The 16,253-nt window shown below is 49.4% G+C and carries 18 protein-coding genes; 14 read left to right on the forward strand and 4 right to left on the reverse strand.

The window, feature by feature from the left end; all coding sequences use genetic code 11:
- Positions 1 to 48: 48 nt before the first annotated feature.
- A complete protein-coding gene (gene rpiB, locus CLFS41_RS02815; RefSeq protein ID WP_007862120.1) occupies positions 49 to 489 on the forward strand; it encodes a ribose 5-phosphate isomerase B in 441 nt (146 codons plus the stop codon).
- A gap of 62 nt (positions 490 to 551) precedes the next feature.
- Here the strand turns inward: rpiB and rbr are convergent, their stop codons facing one another.
- Positions 552 to 1,091 carry a rubrerythrin gene (gene rbr, locus CLFS41_RS02820; protein WP_007862118.1) on the reverse strand — a complete coding sequence of 180 codons (540 nt, stop codon included), beginning with the start codon at positions 1,089 to 1,091 and terminating at the stop codon, positions 552 to 554.
- 208 nt (positions 1,092 to 1,299) lie between these two features.
- The gene (locus CLFS41_RS02825; protein WP_007862117.1) at positions 1,300 to 1,845 is read right to left on the reverse strand and encodes an NADH peroxidase; all 546 of its coding nucleotides are present in this window, start codon (positions 1,843 to 1,845) and stop codon (positions 1,300 to 1,302) included.
- 342 nt (positions 1,846 to 2,187) lie between these two features.
- On the opposite strand from CLFS41_RS02825, the gene CLFS41_RS02830 reads away from it, so the two are divergent.
- From CLFS41_RS02830 to alsK, 7 genes are all read left to right on the forward strand, one after another.
- Positions 2,188 to 3,093, forward strand: coding sequence for a sugar phosphate isomerase/epimerase family protein (locus tag CLFS41_RS02830; RefSeq protein ID WP_227884217.1), 906 nt, complete (start codon positions 2,188 to 2,190; stop codon positions 3,091 to 3,093).
- Positions 3,094 to 3,126: 33 nt separating this feature from the next.
- Positions 3,127 to 4,308 (forward strand): substrate-binding domain-containing protein, encoded by a 1,182-nt coding sequence (locus CLFS41_RS02835; protein ID WP_045091392.1) that lies wholly within the window; start codon positions 3,127 to 3,129, stop codon positions 4,306 to 4,308.
- A 110-nt stretch (positions 4,309 to 4,418) separates the two neighbouring features.
- Positions 4,419 to 5,930: a sugar ABC transporter ATP-binding protein gene (locus CLFS41_RS02840; protein WP_007862114.1), complete on the forward strand. Its 1,512-nt coding sequence runs from the start codon at positions 4,419 to 4,421 to the stop codon at positions 5,928 to 5,930.
- A complete protein-coding gene (locus CLFS41_RS02845; protein ID WP_082082483.1) occupies positions 5,914 to 6,915 on the forward strand; it encodes an ABC transporter permease in 1,002 nt (333 codons plus the stop codon). Before CLFS41_RS02840 ends, CLFS41_RS02845 begins: the two co-directional genes overlap by 17 nt.
- 15 nt (positions 6,916 to 6,930) lie before the next feature.
- Positions 6,931 to 7,854, forward strand: a complete 924-nt coding sequence (locus CLFS41_RS02850; protein WP_052665590.1) for a ribokinase — start codon at positions 6,931 to 6,933, stop codon at positions 7,852 to 7,854.
- Positions 7,855 to 7,936: 82 nt separating this feature from the next.
- The gene (locus CLFS41_RS02855; RefSeq protein ID WP_007862109.1) at positions 7,937 to 8,680 is read left to right on the forward strand and encodes a DeoR/GlpR family DNA-binding transcription regulator; all 744 of its coding nucleotides are present in this window, start codon (positions 7,937 to 7,939) and stop codon (positions 8,678 to 8,680) included.
- An 8-nt stretch (positions 8,681 to 8,688) separates the two neighbouring features.
- Positions 8,689 to 9,678, forward strand: a complete 990-nt coding sequence (gene alsK / locus CLFS41_RS02860; RefSeq protein ID WP_045091394.1) for an allose kinase — start codon at positions 8,689 to 8,691, stop codon at positions 9,676 to 9,678.
- Positions 9,679 to 9,813: 135 nt separating this feature from the next.
- On the opposite strand, the gene CLFS41_RS02865 is transcribed toward alsK, so the two are convergent.
- Positions 9,814 to 10,359: an NADH peroxidase gene (locus CLFS41_RS02865; protein ID WP_007862106.1), complete on the reverse strand. Its 546-nt coding sequence runs from the start codon at positions 10,357 to 10,359 to the stop codon at positions 9,814 to 9,816.
- Between the two features lie 193 nt (positions 10,360 to 10,552).
- Entirely contained in the window at positions 10,553 to 10,990 is a 438-nt protein-coding gene (locus tag CLFS41_RS02870; RefSeq protein WP_085952470.1) for an HIT family protein, read from the reverse strand.
- 345 nt (positions 10,991 to 11,335) lie between these two features.
- Here CLFS41_RS02870 and CLFS41_RS02875 point away from each other — a divergent pair, with 345 nt between their 5' ends.
- From CLFS41_RS02875 to CLFS41_RS02900, 6 genes are all read left to right on the forward strand, one after another.
- A complete protein-coding gene (locus CLFS41_RS02875; RefSeq protein ID WP_045091395.1) occupies positions 11,336 to 11,809 on the forward strand; it encodes an RpiB/LacA/LacB family sugar-phosphate isomerase in 474 nt (157 codons plus the stop codon).
- Positions 11,810 to 11,829: 20 nt separating this feature from the next.
- Positions 11,830 to 12,921 carry a mandelate racemase/muconate lactonizing enzyme family protein gene (locus CLFS41_RS02880; RefSeq protein WP_007862103.1) on the forward strand — a complete coding sequence of 364 codons (1,092 nt, stop codon included), beginning with the start codon at positions 11,830 to 11,832 and terminating at the stop codon, positions 12,919 to 12,921.
- A gap of 20 nt (positions 12,922 to 12,941) precedes the next feature.
- Positions 12,942 to 13,715 carry an SDR family oxidoreductase gene (locus CLFS41_RS02885; protein WP_045091430.1) on the forward strand — a complete coding sequence of 258 codons (774 nt, stop codon included), beginning with the start codon at positions 12,942 to 12,944 and terminating at the stop codon, positions 13,713 to 13,715.
- Between the two features lie 41 nt (positions 13,716 to 13,756).
- A complete protein-coding gene (locus tag CLFS41_RS02890) occupies positions 13,757 to 14,578 on the forward strand; it encodes a sugar phosphate isomerase/epimerase family protein (RefSeq protein WP_045091396.1) in 822 nt (273 codons plus the stop codon).
- 29 nt (positions 14,579 to 14,607) lie between these two features.
- Complete coding sequence (locus tag CLFS41_RS02895; protein WP_007862097.1) at positions 14,608 to 15,693, forward strand: TRAP transporter substrate-binding protein; 1,086 nt, start codon at positions 14,608 to 14,610, stop codon at positions 15,691 to 15,693.
- Positions 15,694 to 15,766: 73 nt separating this feature from the next.
- Positions 15,767 to 16,252, forward strand: coding sequence for a TRAP transporter small permease (locus CLFS41_RS02900; RefSeq protein ID WP_052665592.1), 486 nt, complete (start codon positions 15,767 to 15,769; stop codon positions 16,250 to 16,252).
- Position 16,253 lies beyond the last annotated feature (1 nt).

Below are 16,253 nucleotides of genomic sequence, written 5' to 3' on the forward strand. Positions count from 1 at the left end.
ATTTAAGGGATAAAGAAAACTGACGCATCAGGAGATAGGAGAAAGATTATGAAAATCGCAATCGGTAATGACCATACAGCCATCGAGCTGAAGGAGATCATCAAAGAGTTTGTGGAAAGCAAGGGATATGAGGTTATTGACCTGGGAACCAATTCAACGGAAAGCTGTGATTACCCTGTATATGGGGAAAAGGTGGGAAAGGCAGTGGCTTCAGGAGAGGCTGACCTGGGAATCGCAATCTGCGGCACGGGCGTTGGGATCTCCCTGGCTGCCAACAAGGTAAAGGGTATCCGCGCATGCGTGTGCAGTGAGCCTTACACGGCCAAACTTTCCAGAATGCACAACAACTCCAATGTCCTGGCTTTTGGCGCCAGGGTGGTGGGAAGTGAACTTGCCAAGATGATCACTGAGGCGTGGCTGGATGCCAAGTTTGAGGGCGGAAGACATGAGCGCAGGGTGAATATGATCATGGAGATCGAGAATCAGTAGGATCATAAAAGCAGGGCCGGGATATGAAGTTTCCCGGCCCTGCTTTTATGATAGGGTATGAATTAATAATTCTCAACTTTTCTCTCAAAGTAAGCTCTTGGATGTGCACAGCATGGACATACTTCAGGAGCTTCCTCGCCCTCATGGATGTATCCGCAGTTTCTGCACTTCCAGCCCAGAGGAGCATCGCCCTTAAAGGTCTTGTCGTTCTTTAAGCTGTTTAACAGGGTGTTGTATCTTCTCTCATGAGCTGCCTCAACCTTGGCAACCAGTTCAAACTTAACAGCCAGTTCCTCAAAGCCTTCCTCACGCGCCTCACGCGCCATACGTGCGTACATGTCGGTCCACTCGTAGTTCTCGCCTGCAGCAGCGTCAACCAGGTTCTCCTCAGGAGTTCCGATCCCGTGAAGCTCCTTGAACCACATCTTAGCATGCTCCTTCTCCTGATCGGCGGTCTCCAGATATAATGCGGACATCTGCTCATAGCCAGCCTTCTTAGCTGCGGATGCATAGTATGTATACTTATTGCGTGCCTGGGACTCTCCGGAGAATGCGTCCTTTAAGTTCTGTTCTGTTTTAGTTCCTGCGTATTTTGATGCCATAGTTTTACCTCACCTTTCTCTTTTGAATATTATATATTGCTGCTGTTTACTGCTAATTCCTATTGTATCCTTAAATTTCAAATATTTCAATCCATATTTTGCTAATTCCTCCTTTGTAACTGACAGCCGGTGTTAAGGGCAGTGCAGGCAGCCTTGGGGAGACCGCCTGACCGTTTAAAAGGAGGGTTCTATTGATTATGCTAACAGATTAGCCGAAGTATCTATTTAACAGGCCTTCAAATGCCTTGCCGTGGCGTGCCTCATCCTTGGCCATCTCATGAACCGTGTCATGGATCGCATCCAGGTTCAGGGCTTTGGCTCTTTTAGCCAGGTCGAACTTGCCGGCAGTAGCGCCGTTCTCAGCAGCCACTCTCATCTCCAGGTTCTTCTTAGTGGAGGAGGTGACAACCTCGCCTAACAGCTCCGCAAACTTGGCAGCGTGCTCCGCTTCCTCAAAAGCAGCCTTTGCCCAGTACATGCCGATCTCGGGATATCCTTCCCTGTGGGCGACTCTGGACATGGCCAGGTACATGCCAACCTCAGAGCACTCACCCTCAAAATTAGCCCTTAAATCCATCATGATATCTTCAGGAGCGCCCTGGGCGACCCCTACCTCATGCTCGCATGCCCATGCCATCTTGTCAGCTTCCTGCTCCTTGAACTTGGATGCAGGAACACCGCACTGTGGACATTTCTCAGGTGCATTCTCGCCTTCATAAACATAACCGCATACTGTACATACCCATTTCTTCATAACTTATATTCTCCTTTTTGATTTATGATTAAATGTTTTGTTTCTATCAATAATAGTAATTGTTACTGATATTAATATAATACAAATAACCCCATAAGTCAATAGATTTTTAAAAATATTTAAAATATATTTGTGCAAATCCCGGGTTGGAAATACTGCTGAAAAAAAATGAAAAGTATTAAGGGGCCAGGGAAGAACGCCAGGGGGAGAAATGAAGAAAAATGAAAAAATAAGAAAAAAAGTAAAAATAGTTGACAAAAAATAAAAATAATTATATATTATTACTAACAATATGAAAGAAGGTGACAAAATATGAAATTTTCTGGAAGAATGAACTCTTTTATGTTTAAAGGAAATTATGATCTGTTCCAAACCATAGATGCATACCGAAACCTGGAGGGGATCACCCACCTGGAGTTTAATTACCCGGAGCATGTGGACGGTTATGATCTGGATGAAATCAGGGAGCATATGGGCGGCCTGGGGGTGAACGGGGTTGCCTTAAGATTTCGGGGCAATGAGTTTGCTGAAGGAGAATTTACAGGCACCCGTGAGGATGTGAGCAGACGTTCTGTTCAGCTTTGCAAGGATGCTGCGGATGCCTGTGAGGCGCTGGGGGGAAGTGTTATAACAATATGGCTTGGGTTTGACGGGTTTGATTATCCCTTCCAGGTTGACTATGAGAAAAACTGGGACAAGATCGTCAGGGCGTTCAGGGAAGTGGCGGATTACGCAGGAGGCAAGGGGCTTAAGGTGAGCATTGAGTATAAACCATGTGAGCCCAGGGCATTTTCCATGATCGATGGCATAGGGCTGACCCTGCAGATGATCGATGAGGTGGACCGGCCTAATATCGGAGTTACCCTGGATTTCTGCCATATGCTGATGAAGCGTGAGAACCCGGCTTATTCCCTGGCTTTGGCTGCCAGGAAGAATAAGCTGTACGGGCTGCATATGAATGACGGATACGGGGAACTGGATAACGGTTTGATCTTTGCCTCTGTGAGCATGCCCCAGGCGCTGGAGTTTGTGTATTACCTTAAGAAATACAATTATGACGAAGTGGTATTTTTTGATTCCTTCCCCATCAGGGAGGAGGCGCAGCAGGAGGTCAGCGCCAATATCAAGGCGTTTAAGGCACTGTCAAACGCCATTGACAGCTATGGTATGGACCGGATCGAGGAGGTTATAAAAGAACAGGATGGTATCAAGGCTCAAAAGCTGGTACTGGACATGTTCTCAAAATAATAAAAAGGAATCCAACAAAAGGAGGATCAAGCGATGAGAAAAAAGGTATTGGGAATTTTGGTTACATCAGCAATTGTAGGGGCCATGTTAATGGGATGTAGTTCAGGCGGCGGCAGTACCGCAGCGGTCCAGACAACAGCCCCTGCGCAGAGCGAGGCCCAGTCCCAGGAGACAAAAGGGGAGGATAAGGGCGCGGAAGCTGCAAAAGAGGAGACTGAGGCCGTGGTCAGCGAAGGTTTTAATCCTGATAAGGAGGCGGGCGTCAGCATTGAGGATGTGCGTGAGGAATTTGGAGCAGAGGTCCCTTACGGAAGCCAGGATATCGTAGTCGGGGCAGTTGCCAAGCAGTTCCAGAATGAATACTGGCGCACCCTGAAAGAGGGATATGAGGAAGGAGCCAGACTGGCATCCGAGGCAGGGGTAAAGGTTACCATCGATGTCCAGGCCGCCCTGGATGAGAACGATGAGCAGGGACAGCTTGCCATCCTTAATAATATGATCAATAAAAAATACTCTGTGCTGCTGCTGTCTCCCATTTCAGACGGAAACCTGGTGCCGGGTGTTGAGAGCGCGGTTGAGAAAAACATACCTGTGATCAATGTAAACGATGGCCTGATTGCAAATGCACCTAACTTTGTAGGGCCAAAGGCAGACCAAAACGGTGAACTGGCAGCGGAGTGGATCTCCAGACAGCTGGACGGCAAGGGTCAGGTTGCCATTGTGATCGGTATGCCCAAGGCATTTGCCGCAAGGCAAAGGACCGAAGGCTTTGAAAACTGGATGACGGCAAATTCACCGGACATTGAGATTGTTGCAAAGCAGAATGCCGACTGGGACAGAAACAAGGCCAAGGAACTGGCTGAAACATGGATCAAGAACTATCCCGACCTGAAAGCGATCTTCTGTAACAATGACGGGATGGCCCTTGGTGTTGTGGAAGCGGTCAAGGAATCCGGAAAAGATATCCTGATTGTAGGTGTTGACGGAATCGGCGAGGCCTATGATTCCATCAGAAAGGGTGAATTAAGCGCAACCATTGATTCCTTCCCATTCTACAAGGCGCAGATCGCCCTTGAATGTGCCCTGCGTGAACTGGCCGGACAGAAGCTTCCAAGAGTTATCTGGACGCCGCAGGCCCTGATCGATTCCACCAACGTGGATACTGACGCAAAAGAGATCATTAATTGGGCTTCCACAGAATATAAAGCCCAGTAATATACAGCTCAGCAGAATACAGCTAGTAATATACAGGATCAATACATGGGGCCAATGCAGAATGCTCGGTAGGGCTTTGCACAGGCCCCATAGCTGAAAGGGGCTTGCAAATGGAAAAATCAATCGAGTTTAGGCAGATAGGCAAACAGTTTTCCGGCGTCAGGGTACTAAAGGACATCAGTTTTTCCGTGTGTAAGGGGGAAGTCCATGCGCTGTTAGGGGAAAACGGGGCTGGCAAATCCACGCTGCTGAATATCCTTCATGGGGTTTACCAGGAATATGAGGGCAGTATTTGGCTTAACGGCAGTCAGGTATCTTTTAAGAACCCCAATGAGGCCATTAGGAAAGGCCGCATTGTTAAGGTACACCAGGAGATCAATGTGGTGAGGGATCTGACCGTTGGCCAGAACGTTACCCTGGGATATGAGCCCCATCATGGCATGATAGTGGATTACCGCACGCTGAACAGGACTGTGAATGAGATATTGGACAGGTTAAAATGCGATTTCAGGGCTGAGGACATGGCCAGCCGCCTGACGGCAGGCGGGATGCAGATGCTGGCCATTGCCAAAGCCCTTTTTCATAAGGCGGAGGTGATCTCCCTGGATGAGCCCACCGCCTCGCTGACAACCGGGGAAACGGCTGAATTGTTTAAGATTATCCGGGAGCTAAAGGAGTCAGGCATTACCATCATCTATGTAAGCCACAGGCTGGAGGAGATTTTCCAGATCTGCGACAGGGCTACGATCCTGAGGGACGGGGCTTATATTACCACCCTGAATGTGGGGGATATCAGCAGGGAGACCCTGATCAGGCACATGGTGGGCAGGGATGTGAATGCGGTGGCATCCAGAATGAGAGAGAGCTGTGTCCGGGATGAGGTGGTCCTTAAGGTTCAGGGTCTGAGCCGTAAAGGGGTATTTGAGGACGTCAGCTTTGAACTGAGAAAGGGTGAGATATTGGGATTTGCCGGTCTGGTGGGAGCGGGAAGGACCGAGGTGATGAGGGCGATCTTTGGAGCGGATGCCAAGACGGCCGGACACATTTTCCTAAAGGGCAGGGAGGCGGCCATACATAATACCCAGGACGCCCTGCGCCTGGGAATCGGCCTTCTTCCCGAGGAGCGCAAAACCCAGGGCTTTATCAATATGATGAGCAACATAGATAACGCAGCCCTGTCCTCCCTGGAAAAATATTTGACCAACCACTTTGTGGATGAGAGGAAAAAACGAAAGAACTATCTGAAGTATGAGAGTGAACTGAACGTCAATCCCAAGAAGCCGGATTATATGACCCAGAACATGTCCGGGGGAAACCAGCAGAAGATTATATTGGCCAGGTGGATGTCCACGGATGTGGATATACTCATTTTCGATGAGCCCACCAAAGGCGTGGACGTGGCGGCCAAGGCGGAGATATACAGGCTGATGGAGGACATTGTCCACAATGGAAAATCCGTGATCGTGGTGTCCTCAGAACTTCCGGAGGTCATGGGTATCAGCGACCGCATTATTATTATGTGTGAAGGAAAAAAGACAGGGGAGCTGCAAAAGGAAGAGTTTGCAGAGCAGGTGATCCTAAATTACGCAATGGGAGGAAAAGACAATGGGGAAAGAGAATAACAGCCGGCAAAAGGCCGTATCGCGGATGATGTTCAGCGGTTCTGTCCGTGAAATAGGGGTTTTTGTTGCTTTGATCATCATGGTCATCATATTTGCGCTGATTGACTCCTCTTATGTGACCGTGGGAAATTTTGTGGATATTGTAAAGCAGGCCACCATTAACGGGATCCTGGCCATCGGCATCACCTTTGCGATCATTTCAGGGGGAATCGACCTGTCCCTGGGAAGTACGTTCGCCATTGTCATTGTGGCGGTCGGACAGCTTACGGTACTGGGTGTGCCGCCTGTAGCCGCCATATGCGCAGGCGCGGTGCTGGGAACCTTTATGGGATCCATCAATGGACTGCTGGTCACCAAGATGAGGCTGCAGCCATTTATCGCCACCCTGGGCACCATGAGCGTATTCCGGGGTATCGCCTATGTGGTCACAGGCGGATGGCCGGTCCTCAACATACCGGATGCGTACAGAAAATCCCTGGGGGCAAAGGTGATCGGGGATGTGCCCATATCTATCTTTGTGCTGTTTGCCATCGCGGTAATCGCCCATATCCTGCTTAAGAAGACCAGGTTTGGAAATTATCTCTTTGCCGTGGGAGGCAACGAGGAGGCGGCAAAACTGTCGGGCGTGAATGTGGACAGGACAAAGATCCTTGCATATTCCATGTGCGGGTTCTGCGTAGCATTTGCCGGCATGATCATGCTGGCCAACCTGGGCACCGGCGAACCGGCCACCGGACAGGGATATGAACTGGATGCCATCGCTGCCTCGGCTATTGGCGGAACCCGTATGGCGGGAGGAAAGGGCAGTATTTTGGGCACCTTTTTAGGCGCATTGCTGTTGGCAGCCCTGAAGATCGGTCTGATCATCACCGGGGTCAGCACCTTCTGGCAGTATATTGTGACAGGTATCATCATTGTCATAGCAGCCTATTTTGAGGTGATACAGAGCAAGTTGTCCTCAAAATTTTCAAAGTCACAGGCATAAGGACGGATGGTGAAAATGGAGGGAAAGGCAGTTGTAATAGGAAGCCTGAATTATGACATTATTCTAAAGACAGACAGGATGCCGTACAAAGGTGAGACGCACCAGGCAAAAAGCGCGGAGTTCTGCTGCGGGGGCAAGGGCGGCAACCAGGCGGTGCAGTGCGCCAGGCTGGGGATCAAGACCTATATGGCCGGCAATGTGGGCATGGATGTAAATGGTCTAAAGCTTCTGGAGGGTCTGCAGAAATACGGGGTGGACACGGAATTTGTGAAACGCAGAAACGGCAGCAGCGGCATGGGAGTCGTACACACACTGCCGGATGGGAGCGTGTATGCCTCCATTACCAGGGGCGCCAATTATTCCATGGGTACGGAGGACATTGATGGGATAGGCTGCCTGCTGGATGAGCATACGGTTGTCATTCTGCAAATGGAGATCCCGGAGGAAGTGATCCGGTACGCCATTGAGACGGCTGCAAAGGCCGGATGTACCATCCTGTTTAATATGGCACCGGCTGCAAAGATCCATAAAAGATATATGAAGCTTTGCGGTTACCTGATCATGAATGAGGTGGAAGCTGAATTTTATACAGGTGAAGCAATTGACTCTGTGGAAAAGGCAGAGGAGGCATTAAAGCGTTTTGCAGGGGAGATGGGGAATGTCTGTATCTTTACCTTGGGAAGTCTGGGGGCGGTGGCCTGTAAAGGAGAACGGCTCTGTTACAAGGGATCCTATCCGGTCGCGGCAGTTGAGACCACCGGGGCCGGGGACTCCTTTGTGGGCGGCCTGGCATACGGCATCCTAAACCATATGGAGCTGGAGGATATGCTGGATCTTGCCACCTGCTGCAGCGCCCTGACCGTACAGGATACGGGCGCACAGGACTCCATGCCGGATATTGGACAGGTGTTGGATTTCCGTAATAAATGGTTGAAATGAGACCACTGTAAAATTGACAATCTTTGCATTTCATGTATACTTTAAGGTAAATAGTGATGTGAAAGATACAGGGAGGGGTCTGATGATTCCATACGAAAGACGGCAGATATTGCTTACAGAACTGGAAAAGCAGGATATGGTAACCCTTGGGGATTTTGCCAAAGCATTAAACGGGGTTTCGGAATCCACGATCAGAAGGGATTTGAAGATATTGGAGGGGGAAGGGCAGATCGTCCTTTTGCGGGGAGGAGCTGCCAAGATCAAAACAGGCTCCTATGATACTCCCATCAATTCCAGGGGCTTATATAAGATCAAGGAGAAAGAGGCCATTGCAAAGACGGCGGCACAGCTGGTAGGCGATGGAGAGGTCATTTATATCGATGCGGGAACCACCTGCTTAAAGATGATCCCTTATCTCAAGAATAAGAAGATAACAGTGGTGACAACCAATGCAATGGTGGTTCCCAGCATTTTGGAAACTGAGATCAATGTAATAATGATTGGCGGGGATGTACTGAAGTCCACGGCGTCTATTGTGGGCAGCATGGCGGATAACAGTTTAAAGAACATGTTTTTTGACAAAGCCTTTATTGGCGCTACCGGGTATGACCTTCAGTCCGGTGTCAATACCCCTGACAGCAGGGAGGCCAATAAAAAGCGGATCGTAAAAGAAAATTCAGCGCAGATCTACGTGCTGGCAGACAGTTCAAAGTCGGGAAAACGCACCATGTGCAAAGCCATGGAGCTGTCGGAGTGCACGATCATAACTGAAAAGGAGACGCCGCTTTTAAAGGAATATGCCAACTACATTCTCGCCAGGGATTAGGAGACGGAATGGAAGACGGGATAAGAGACAGGATAAAAGACGGGATAAAAGACGAGGCCGTATCGGGATTGGATCTTGGGGCGGGCGCCAGGAGGATACTTGGCATAGACATCGGCGGCACCAACCTGCGCATGGGGCTGGTGGATGAAACGCTCATTGTGTCAGCCCTTGAAGTGATTCCGGCCAGACAGGTATATGAGGCGGACGACACGCCCCAGGCCCTTGGCGCTGTGATCCTGGATTATATCAGGAGAAATTCAAATGGCCGTGTCCCTGTGATGGTGGCGGCAGGATTTCCCTCTGTTGTGGACAGGCACAGACGCAGACTGTATTCATCCACCAATTTTCCGGGACTGGATGGTGTGGATATTGTGGAGGCGCTGGAAGATAGGCTGGGCATACCGGTCATCATAGACCATGATGCATATTATCTGCTGGCCAATGACATATGGCAGCTTAAGCTGCCTTCAGAGGGAGCAGTGGCAGGCTTTTATTTTGGCACGGGAATGGGAAATGCGATCTACATAAACGGACGTCCTTTTATTGGCAAGAACGGCACGGCTGCCGAGGTGGGCCATATACAGATGGGACTTGAGCAACGCCCGTGCAGCTGCGGCAATAAGGGATGTGTGGAGATGTACTGCTGCGGAAAAGCCCTGGAGCAATTGCAGAAAGCCCATTTTCCCCATACCGGAATCGGGGATCTGTTCACCCAATGGGGGCACACGCAGGTGCTGGACGAATTTGTACAAGCCATGTCCATTCCGGTGGTGGCGGAGATCAATATACTTGACCCCGAGGCAGTGGTGATCGGAGGCGGGATTGTACAGATGAAGTCATTTCCAAGGGAAAAGCTGGTACGCTGTATACTGGAGCATACGAGAAAGCCGTATCCGGCTGAGAACCTTCAGATCTATTTCTCCCAACCATCGCCGGCCAACGGTATTGTGGGGGCAGCGATTGCAGGTTTTAAGAAAATAGGAATGGAGATGGGATAGGGTTCCCCGGCATTTCCAAAAAAAGTGGGCAGGATCCCCGAGTATGGGGGCCTGCCCGCCTTGCGGTGCGCCGCAGTCCGTATTCCGCTATCCTGGTACGGGCTGGGATGTTTATTCTGATGAAATTTTTATATATTAGCCAAAGTACCTCTGTAGCAGACCTTCAAACGCCTTGCCGTGGCGTGCCTCATCCTTAGCCATCTCATGAACCGTGTCATGGATCGCATCCAGGTTCAGGGCCTTTGCTCTCTTGGCCAGGTCGAACTTGCCGGCAGTAGCGCCGTTCTCAGCAGCCACTCTCATCTCCAGGTTCTTCTTGGTGGAGGAGGTAACAACCTCGCCTAACAGCTCCGCGAACTTGGCGGCGTGCTCTGCTTCCTCAAAAGCTGCCTGAGCCCAGTACATACCAATCTCAGGATATCCTTCCCTGTGGGCCACTCTGGACATGGCCAGGTACATGCCAACCTCGGAGCACTCGCCCTCGAAATTAGCTCTTAAATCCATCATGATATCTTCAGGGGAACCCTGTGCAACACCAACCTCGTGCTCGCATGCCCATGCCATCTTGTCAGCTTCCTGCTCTTTGAACTTGGATGCAGGAACACCGCACTGTGGACACTTCTCAGGTGGATTCTCTCCCTCATAAACATAACCGCATACTGTACATACCCATTTTTTCATAATCAATATTCTCCTTTTTCCCATATATTTATAGTTCGTAATTGATAATAGTAATTGTTACTGATATCAATATAATACAGATCCAGGAAAAAGTCAAGCATTTTTTTGAATATTTATAGAAATAAAAGACGCCTGGATTTCCCTTAGGATTTATGAAGGAAACCAGGCGTTTCTGCAGTATGGGGTGTATGGCTTATTCAGCCGGCAGATACGCCCTAAGAGTACGTGCCAGGTTTTCATATTCACTGTCAGAGAGAAACGTCTTCTTACTGTTCATCTCAAAAGTTCCGCCCCATTCTTCTCCATCCCTGTACTTGGGGACCAGATGAAAATGGAGATGGGAGCCGGTATCACCATAAGCGCCGTAATTCAGCTTATCAGGTTTGAATGCCTTATGAATGGCATTGGCTGCCGCCGCCACATCGGAGAAAAAGGCGGTCCGTTCCTCAGCGGTCAGGTCGATCAGCTCACTGACATGTTTTTTGTGGGCAATAACGCAACGGCCGCGTTTGCTCTGCTCCTTAAATATGTATAGAAAACTGGTATTCATTTCGCAGACAGGATAGGCGAATGCTGCTGCCATATCACCCTGCATGCAATAGGCACAATTTGGATCTTTCATCTTATAGATACCTCCATATGTAATCTGTTGGTTTGTTCCGTTACGGAGCGTCCAAGGGTTTAGGGTTCATGCTGATTACAAAATTTATAATAAAACGTTTTATAAAAATTGTCCAGTGAAAAATACACTAGTAAAACTACTAAAAATATGTTTAATGTGCACGAAAATAGTAAAAAATCCAAATAATTATTGACTAGAACATGAATAATCTGCTAATATCAAGCCATAAACATAAAACGTTTTAGTTCCGCGTTGGAGTAGATAGGGCAGGGGGGATCAATGCTGATTACATGGATTCACCATCAACCATAAGTGGGAGTCCTAATCCGAAAGAGATAAGAAAGGAAGACAGAAATGAACGTAGTGATTGCATCAGATTTTTCAGGATTTCGCTTAAAAGAAGCGGTAAAAGCGCACATCATTGCCCTGGGATATGAGGTGGAGGATGTGGGAGCACAGAAGGAGGAGGATGCTACCCTATATTTTGAAGCATCGGAAAACCTGGCCCGAGTAATCCGGGAGGGAAGGGCGGAACGTGGTATTGTGATCTGCGGAACAGGAGCAGGTGTAAGTATGATCGCCAATAAGTTCAGAGGCGTGTATGCGGTTGCATGTGAGAGCGTATACACTGCTGAAAAGACATCCCTGATCAACAATGCCAATGTACTGGCCATGGGTGAAAAGGTGGTTAGCTTCAGTATGGGAGCCGAGATGGCTGAGCGTTGGCTGGAGGGCAGATGGTGCCAGGGATTTGAGGAACAGAGAAGGCGGAATAACGAGAGAGGTTTTGGAAAACTCCAGGAAATAGAATCAGAAAACTTTAAATAGATGAAAGGAAGAGATACAAAATGGATCATATGATTTCGGATATTACATATTACAGAGCGGTTTCAAGCATCAGTAAGCCTATAGCGGATTCCACCCACACGATCAGCAAGATTGCATTTTACATTGTGGAGCTGACCACAAGGGAGGGAATCAGGGGACAAGGATATCTGTTGTCCTTCCACTATTCTCCAGGTGCGGTTGAGGGGGCCTTAAAGGATGTGTGCAATTTTATAAAATCCCGGCAGTATGCTGTCTATGATACGGTGAAGATGAAAAAGGACTGGGACATGGAAGCGGAATATTTTGGAAACACAGGCATTAACACCTGTGCCATAGCAGCAGTGAATATAGCCATGTGGGATGCATGGGGGCATTGCTGCGGACTGCCGGTATGGAAGATGCTGGGGGCAAACCAGAAGAGGATACCTGTATACGGAAGCGGAGGATGGATCTCCTACAGTATTGAGGAACTGCTGGAGGAAGTGACGGATTATAAGAGCAGGGGATTCACTGCAGTCAAGATCAAGGTGGGATCCGGATCTGTTGACAGGGACATGGAGAGGCTTACAAAATGCAGGGAAGCGCTGGGAAGCGGAGTTAAGATCATGATGGATGCAAACCAGGGAATGGATGTGCCCACTGCTTTGGAATTGTCAGAACGGGCCAGGGCAATAGGAATCCAGTGGTTTGAGGAACCGGTGGTACACACGGATTTTGCGGGTTATGAGCTGCTGCGCAGCAAATGCGGCATAGCCCTTGCCATGGGAGAGAGGGAGTACGACTGTGAAGCCCTTAAGAACCTGATTGCGCGTAATGCACTGGATCTGTGGCAGCCGGATATCATACGCCTGGGAGGCGTGGAGGCGTGGCGGGATTCAGCGGCCCTTGCGGATGCCTACCATATACCTACATTACCCCACTATTATAAGGATTATGATGTACCTCTTCTGTGTACGGTCAGGAACCCATACGGTGCGGAATCCTTTGACTGGATCGATGGGATCATTGACAACACCATGAGGATTGAAAATGGGTTTGCCTATCCGAGAGAGGGAGCAGGATGGGGATTCAGGTTCAGGGAAGAGTGCATGCAGGCGTTGGAAAGAGGATGATGGGAAAGGCGGTAATGAATATGGGTAGTGTTGAATATGTAAATGACCTGTTCAGCCTTAAAGGGCATGTGGGAGTTGTGACAGGCGCGTCCAGGGGTATAGGTCTTGGCATTGCCAAGGTACTGACCGATGCAGGTGCCAAGGTATATAATCTGGATGTGGTATCCAGGAGCAGTGAGGAAGAAATTTCAGGGGAAATGACGGATGTCCAGGTGAATCTTATGGACAGGGAAGAGACAAAGCAGGTCATTGAAACCATTGCAGAAAAAGAGGGTGGCCTGGATTTCCTAGTAAATAATGCAGGTATTACATATAAGTGCAGGGCCGAAGAATTTCCCGCTGACCGGTACCAAAGAATACAGAACCTTAACCTGGAAACCGTATTTGAACTGTGTAAGATGTGTTATCCCTACCTGAAGCAGTCCCAACACATAGGGAGGATCGTGAGTATTTCCTCCATGGGGGCACATATGGGATTTTCGGGAGTGGTTCCGTACTGTATGACCAAATCAGGGGTCACAGGCCTTACCAGGGGGCTGGCTGAGGAGTGGAAAAATGATAATATACTAGTTAACAGTGTGGCGCCGGGATGGGTACTTACCCGGATGAATGAGGAAATGTTCCGGGAAAATCCCGACAGGAAGGAGGCTGCGCTTCGCAAAATGATGCTGGATCGTTTTGCCGCTCCCTCTGACATTGGGAGAATGATCTTGTTCCTTTTGGGAAAGGCATCATCATACTGCACAGGACAGGACTTCGCAGTGGACGGCGGTGCCCTTGCTCACGGATTTTGAGGGGTTTATGAATATGCTCCGGGAAAGGCAGGATAGAAAGAATGAGATTCAGCGGGACAATTACACTGCAGTATGATACGCCCTTTGCACCTTACCGGGCCAGGGAGTATGGACAGGCTCTGAAGTGGCTGACTGACAGTGGCTTTGACGGTGCGGAAGTGTGCATATCCAGCTATGAGGATGTGGATGTAAGAAAGGTCAGAAAAGATCTGGATGAAAGGGGGTTGGGGTGCTCCACTATTTCAACAGGGCAATCCCGGCTGTTGGAGGGGATTTCCCTTTTGCACACCGGCGGTGAACTTAAGAAGGCCCAGGAGAGGATGAAGCAGCATATCGATGCAGCGGTGATACTGGGAAGCAAGGTTACCCTGGGACTTTTGAGAGGGCTTGGAGAGCCTGGGAAAGAGGAGGAACAAAAGCAGACGCTGGCCAGGAATCTGGAGCCTGTTATAACCTATGCACAGGACAGACGGGTAACCATAATACTGGAAGCCATTAACCGTTATGAGACATCACTGTTTAACAGTGCGGATGACGCAATGTCATTTGTAGAAAGGGAGCTTGCAAATGCAGGCTGTATGGGAATCCTATGGGATATCTTCCATGCCAATATTGAGGACGCCAGGTTTGACGAGGCGATTGAGCGTATGGGCAGACGGCTGTGCCATGTCCATGTGGCGGATTCCAACAGGATGTTCCCGGGGTACGGACATATTGACTTTGAGAGGATCGTGGAAAAGCTGGGGAATGCCGGGTTCCAGGAGTATATGTCATTTGAATGTATGAATCTTCCCACTGTGGAAAGCGTGCGCAGGGAGGCAGGGCTGTTTGTCCGGAAAATGCGCGGCGTGGCACAGGGGTGACTGAATAACAAGGAGAAGGAGAAGGACTTATGAAGAAATTATTAGCAGTTGTATTATCGGTAACCATGATGGCGTCCCTTTTATCAGCATGCGCTAAATCCAATACCGCAGGGGAGACAACAATTCCGTCTGCTGGAGAATCACAAACAGAAGGGCAGAAGGCTTCGGATAGCCAGAAAGCAGCCGCTGACCCTAAGGTTACACTGTCATATGCGGAGGTAAACAGCGAGACCTCACTCATGGGAATGACTGCACAGAAGTTTAAGGAAGAGGTGGAGCGCCTGTCCGGAGGGTCGGTTGAGATCCAGATCTATGCAGGCGGCGTGTTTGGCGCAGAGGGGGATGTACTGGATACCATGACCTCAGGGGGAGGCACAGTGGATATGACCAGGATCGCAACCCAAAGTCTTAAGGACTACACAGGGATCAATGTCACCAACCTGTTGACTGTTCCTTATATATTTAACGGGAGGGAACATTTCTGGAAGACTGTTGAGACAGACATTGGGGATGATATCTTAAATGAATGCCATGAGGTGGGACTTGGAATCAGAGGTCTGTTTTTTGCAGAGGAAGGATTCCGCAACTTTTTCTTTAAAGATAAAATAACGGGGATAGAAGACCTGAAAGGAAAGAAGATCCGTTCTTCCACCGATTCCACCATGGTGGGAACCATTGAGGGGCTGGGGGCAGCTCCGGCAACGGTTGCATTTAATGAACTGTATTCCGCTCTGTCAACCGGTGTTGTGGATGGTGCGGAGCAGCCGATCGTAAACTACCAGTCCAATGCATTTAATGAGGTTGCCCCATATATGATTTTGGACGGTCATACCTTTGGGGCCTGTATGGTACTGATCACTGATTCGGCCTGGGACAAGCTGACACCGGCCCAGCAGGAGGCAGTGATGGAGGCAGGCGGTATCGCCAGTAGATATAATGCCGGATGCTCCCAGGACGTGGAGGATGAGTGCAAAGCAAAGCTGGTGGAAAGCGGTGTGACTTTTGTGGAGGTGGATGACCTTCAGCCGTGGCGGGACGCCTGCTCTAAGATTATTGGTGAAGTGACAGAAGGCCTGGACGATTACATGGTAAGAATAGAGGAACTGGGAAATTAATGATGGACTGGATGCGGGACAGCCGAAAGACTGCTGTCCCTCCCTGCCAAGAGATTATAAAAAGGAGCCTGTTATGAAACAAGTATTCAACCGTGTTTACCAGTGCATCATGATTCTATGTAAGATTTTTCTGATCATAGAGATCCTGATTGCAGCTTTGGTGGTGGTGACGCGATACCTTCCAGGCATCGTGGTTCCCACATGGAGTGAGGAGACCATCCTGACCTGTATGATTTATATGGCCATGCTCAGTGCGGCCCTGGGGCTGCGGCGCAATGCCCATATACGGATGACCGTGTTTGACCGCCTTTTGCCAAAGGCAACGGTAAAGGCCCTGGACCTGTTTGGCTGTGTGGCCGTGCTGGCATTTGCCCTGGCAATGGTGTACTATGGCTGGAATTTTGCCGTCACCATGGGAATGAAAGGGGCATATGCAAGCATGCCCTTTATCTCCAAGTTCTGGCTATATTTCCCAATCCCGCTGTCAGGGCTTGTGACGGCCCTGTTTGAAGTGGAACAGATCTGTTGCCTGGCCGGGCCTGAGAGAGAGGAGGGGTAAT

Source organism: Clostridium sp. FS41 (assembly GCF_000954015.1).
Taxonomy (GTDB): domain Bacteria; phylum Bacillota; class Clostridia; order Lachnospirales; family Lachnospiraceae; genus Enterocloster; species Enterocloster citroniae.

What these genes read in the sequence shown, in the direction of transcription:
- CLFS41_RS02885 (WP_045091430.1), top strand. Translation starts at nt 12,942, where the DNA reads ATGGGTAGTGTTGAATATGTAAATGACCTGTTCAGCCTTAAAGGGCAT.
- CLFS41_RS02835 (WP_045091392.1), top strand. Translation starts at nt 3,127, where the DNA reads ATGAGAAAAAAGGTATTGGGAATTTTGGTTACATCAGCAATTGTAGGG.
- CLFS41_RS02880 (WP_007862103.1), top strand. Translation starts at nt 11,830, where the DNA reads ATGGATCATATGATTTCGGATATTACATATTACAGAGCGGTTTCAAGC.
- CLFS41_RS02850 (WP_052665590.1), top strand. Translation starts at nt 6,931, where the DNA reads ATGGAGGGAAAGGCAGTTGTAATAGGAAGCCTGAATTATGACATTATT.
- CLFS41_RS02875 (WP_045091395.1), top strand. Translation starts at nt 11,336, where the DNA reads ATGAACGTAGTGATTGCATCAGATTTTTCAGGATTTCGCTTAAAAGAA.
- CLFS41_RS02845 (WP_082082483.1), top strand. Translation starts at nt 5,914, where the DNA reads ATGGGGAAAGAGAATAACAGCCGGCAAAAGGCCGTATCGCGGATGATG.
- alsK (WP_045091394.1), top strand. Translation starts at nt 8,689, where the DNA reads ATGGAAGACGGGATAAGAGACAGGATAAAAGACGGGATAAAAGACGAG.
- CLFS41_RS02895 (WP_007862097.1), top strand. Translation starts at nt 14,608, where the DNA reads ATGAAGAAATTATTAGCAGTTGTATTATCGGTAACCATGATGGCGTCC.
- CLFS41_RS02840 (WP_007862114.1), top strand. Translation starts at nt 4,419, where the DNA reads ATGGAAAAATCAATCGAGTTTAGGCAGATAGGCAAACAGTTTTCCGGC.
- rpiB (WP_007862120.1), top strand. Translation starts at nt 49, where the DNA reads ATGAAAATCGCAATCGGTAATGACCATACAGCCATCGAGCTGAAGGAG.
- CLFS41_RS02865 (WP_007862106.1), bottom strand. Translation starts at nt 10,359, where the DNA reads ATGAAAAAATGGGTATGTACAGTATGCGGTTATGTTTATGAGGGAGAG.
- CLFS41_RS02825 (WP_007862117.1), bottom strand. Translation starts at nt 1,845, where the DNA reads ATGAAGAAATGGGTATGTACAGTATGCGGTTATGTTTATGAAGGCGAG.
- CLFS41_RS02890 (WP_045091396.1), top strand. Translation starts at nt 13,757, where the DNA reads ATGAGATTCAGCGGGACAATTACACTGCAGTATGATACGCCCTTTGCA.
- rbr (WP_007862118.1), bottom strand. Translation starts at nt 1,091, where the DNA reads ATGGCATCAAAATACGCAGGAACTAAAACAGAACAGAACTTAAAGGAC.
- CLFS41_RS02855 (WP_007862109.1), top strand. Translation starts at nt 7,937, where the DNA reads ATGATTCCATACGAAAGACGGCAGATATTGCTTACAGAACTGGAAAAG.
- CLFS41_RS02900 (WP_052665592.1), top strand. Translation starts at nt 15,767, where the DNA reads ATGAAACAAGTATTCAACCGTGTTTACCAGTGCATCATGATTCTATGT.
- CLFS41_RS02830 (WP_227884217.1), top strand. Translation starts at nt 2,188, where the DNA reads ATGTTTAAAGGAAATTATGATCTGTTCCAAACCATAGATGCATACCGA.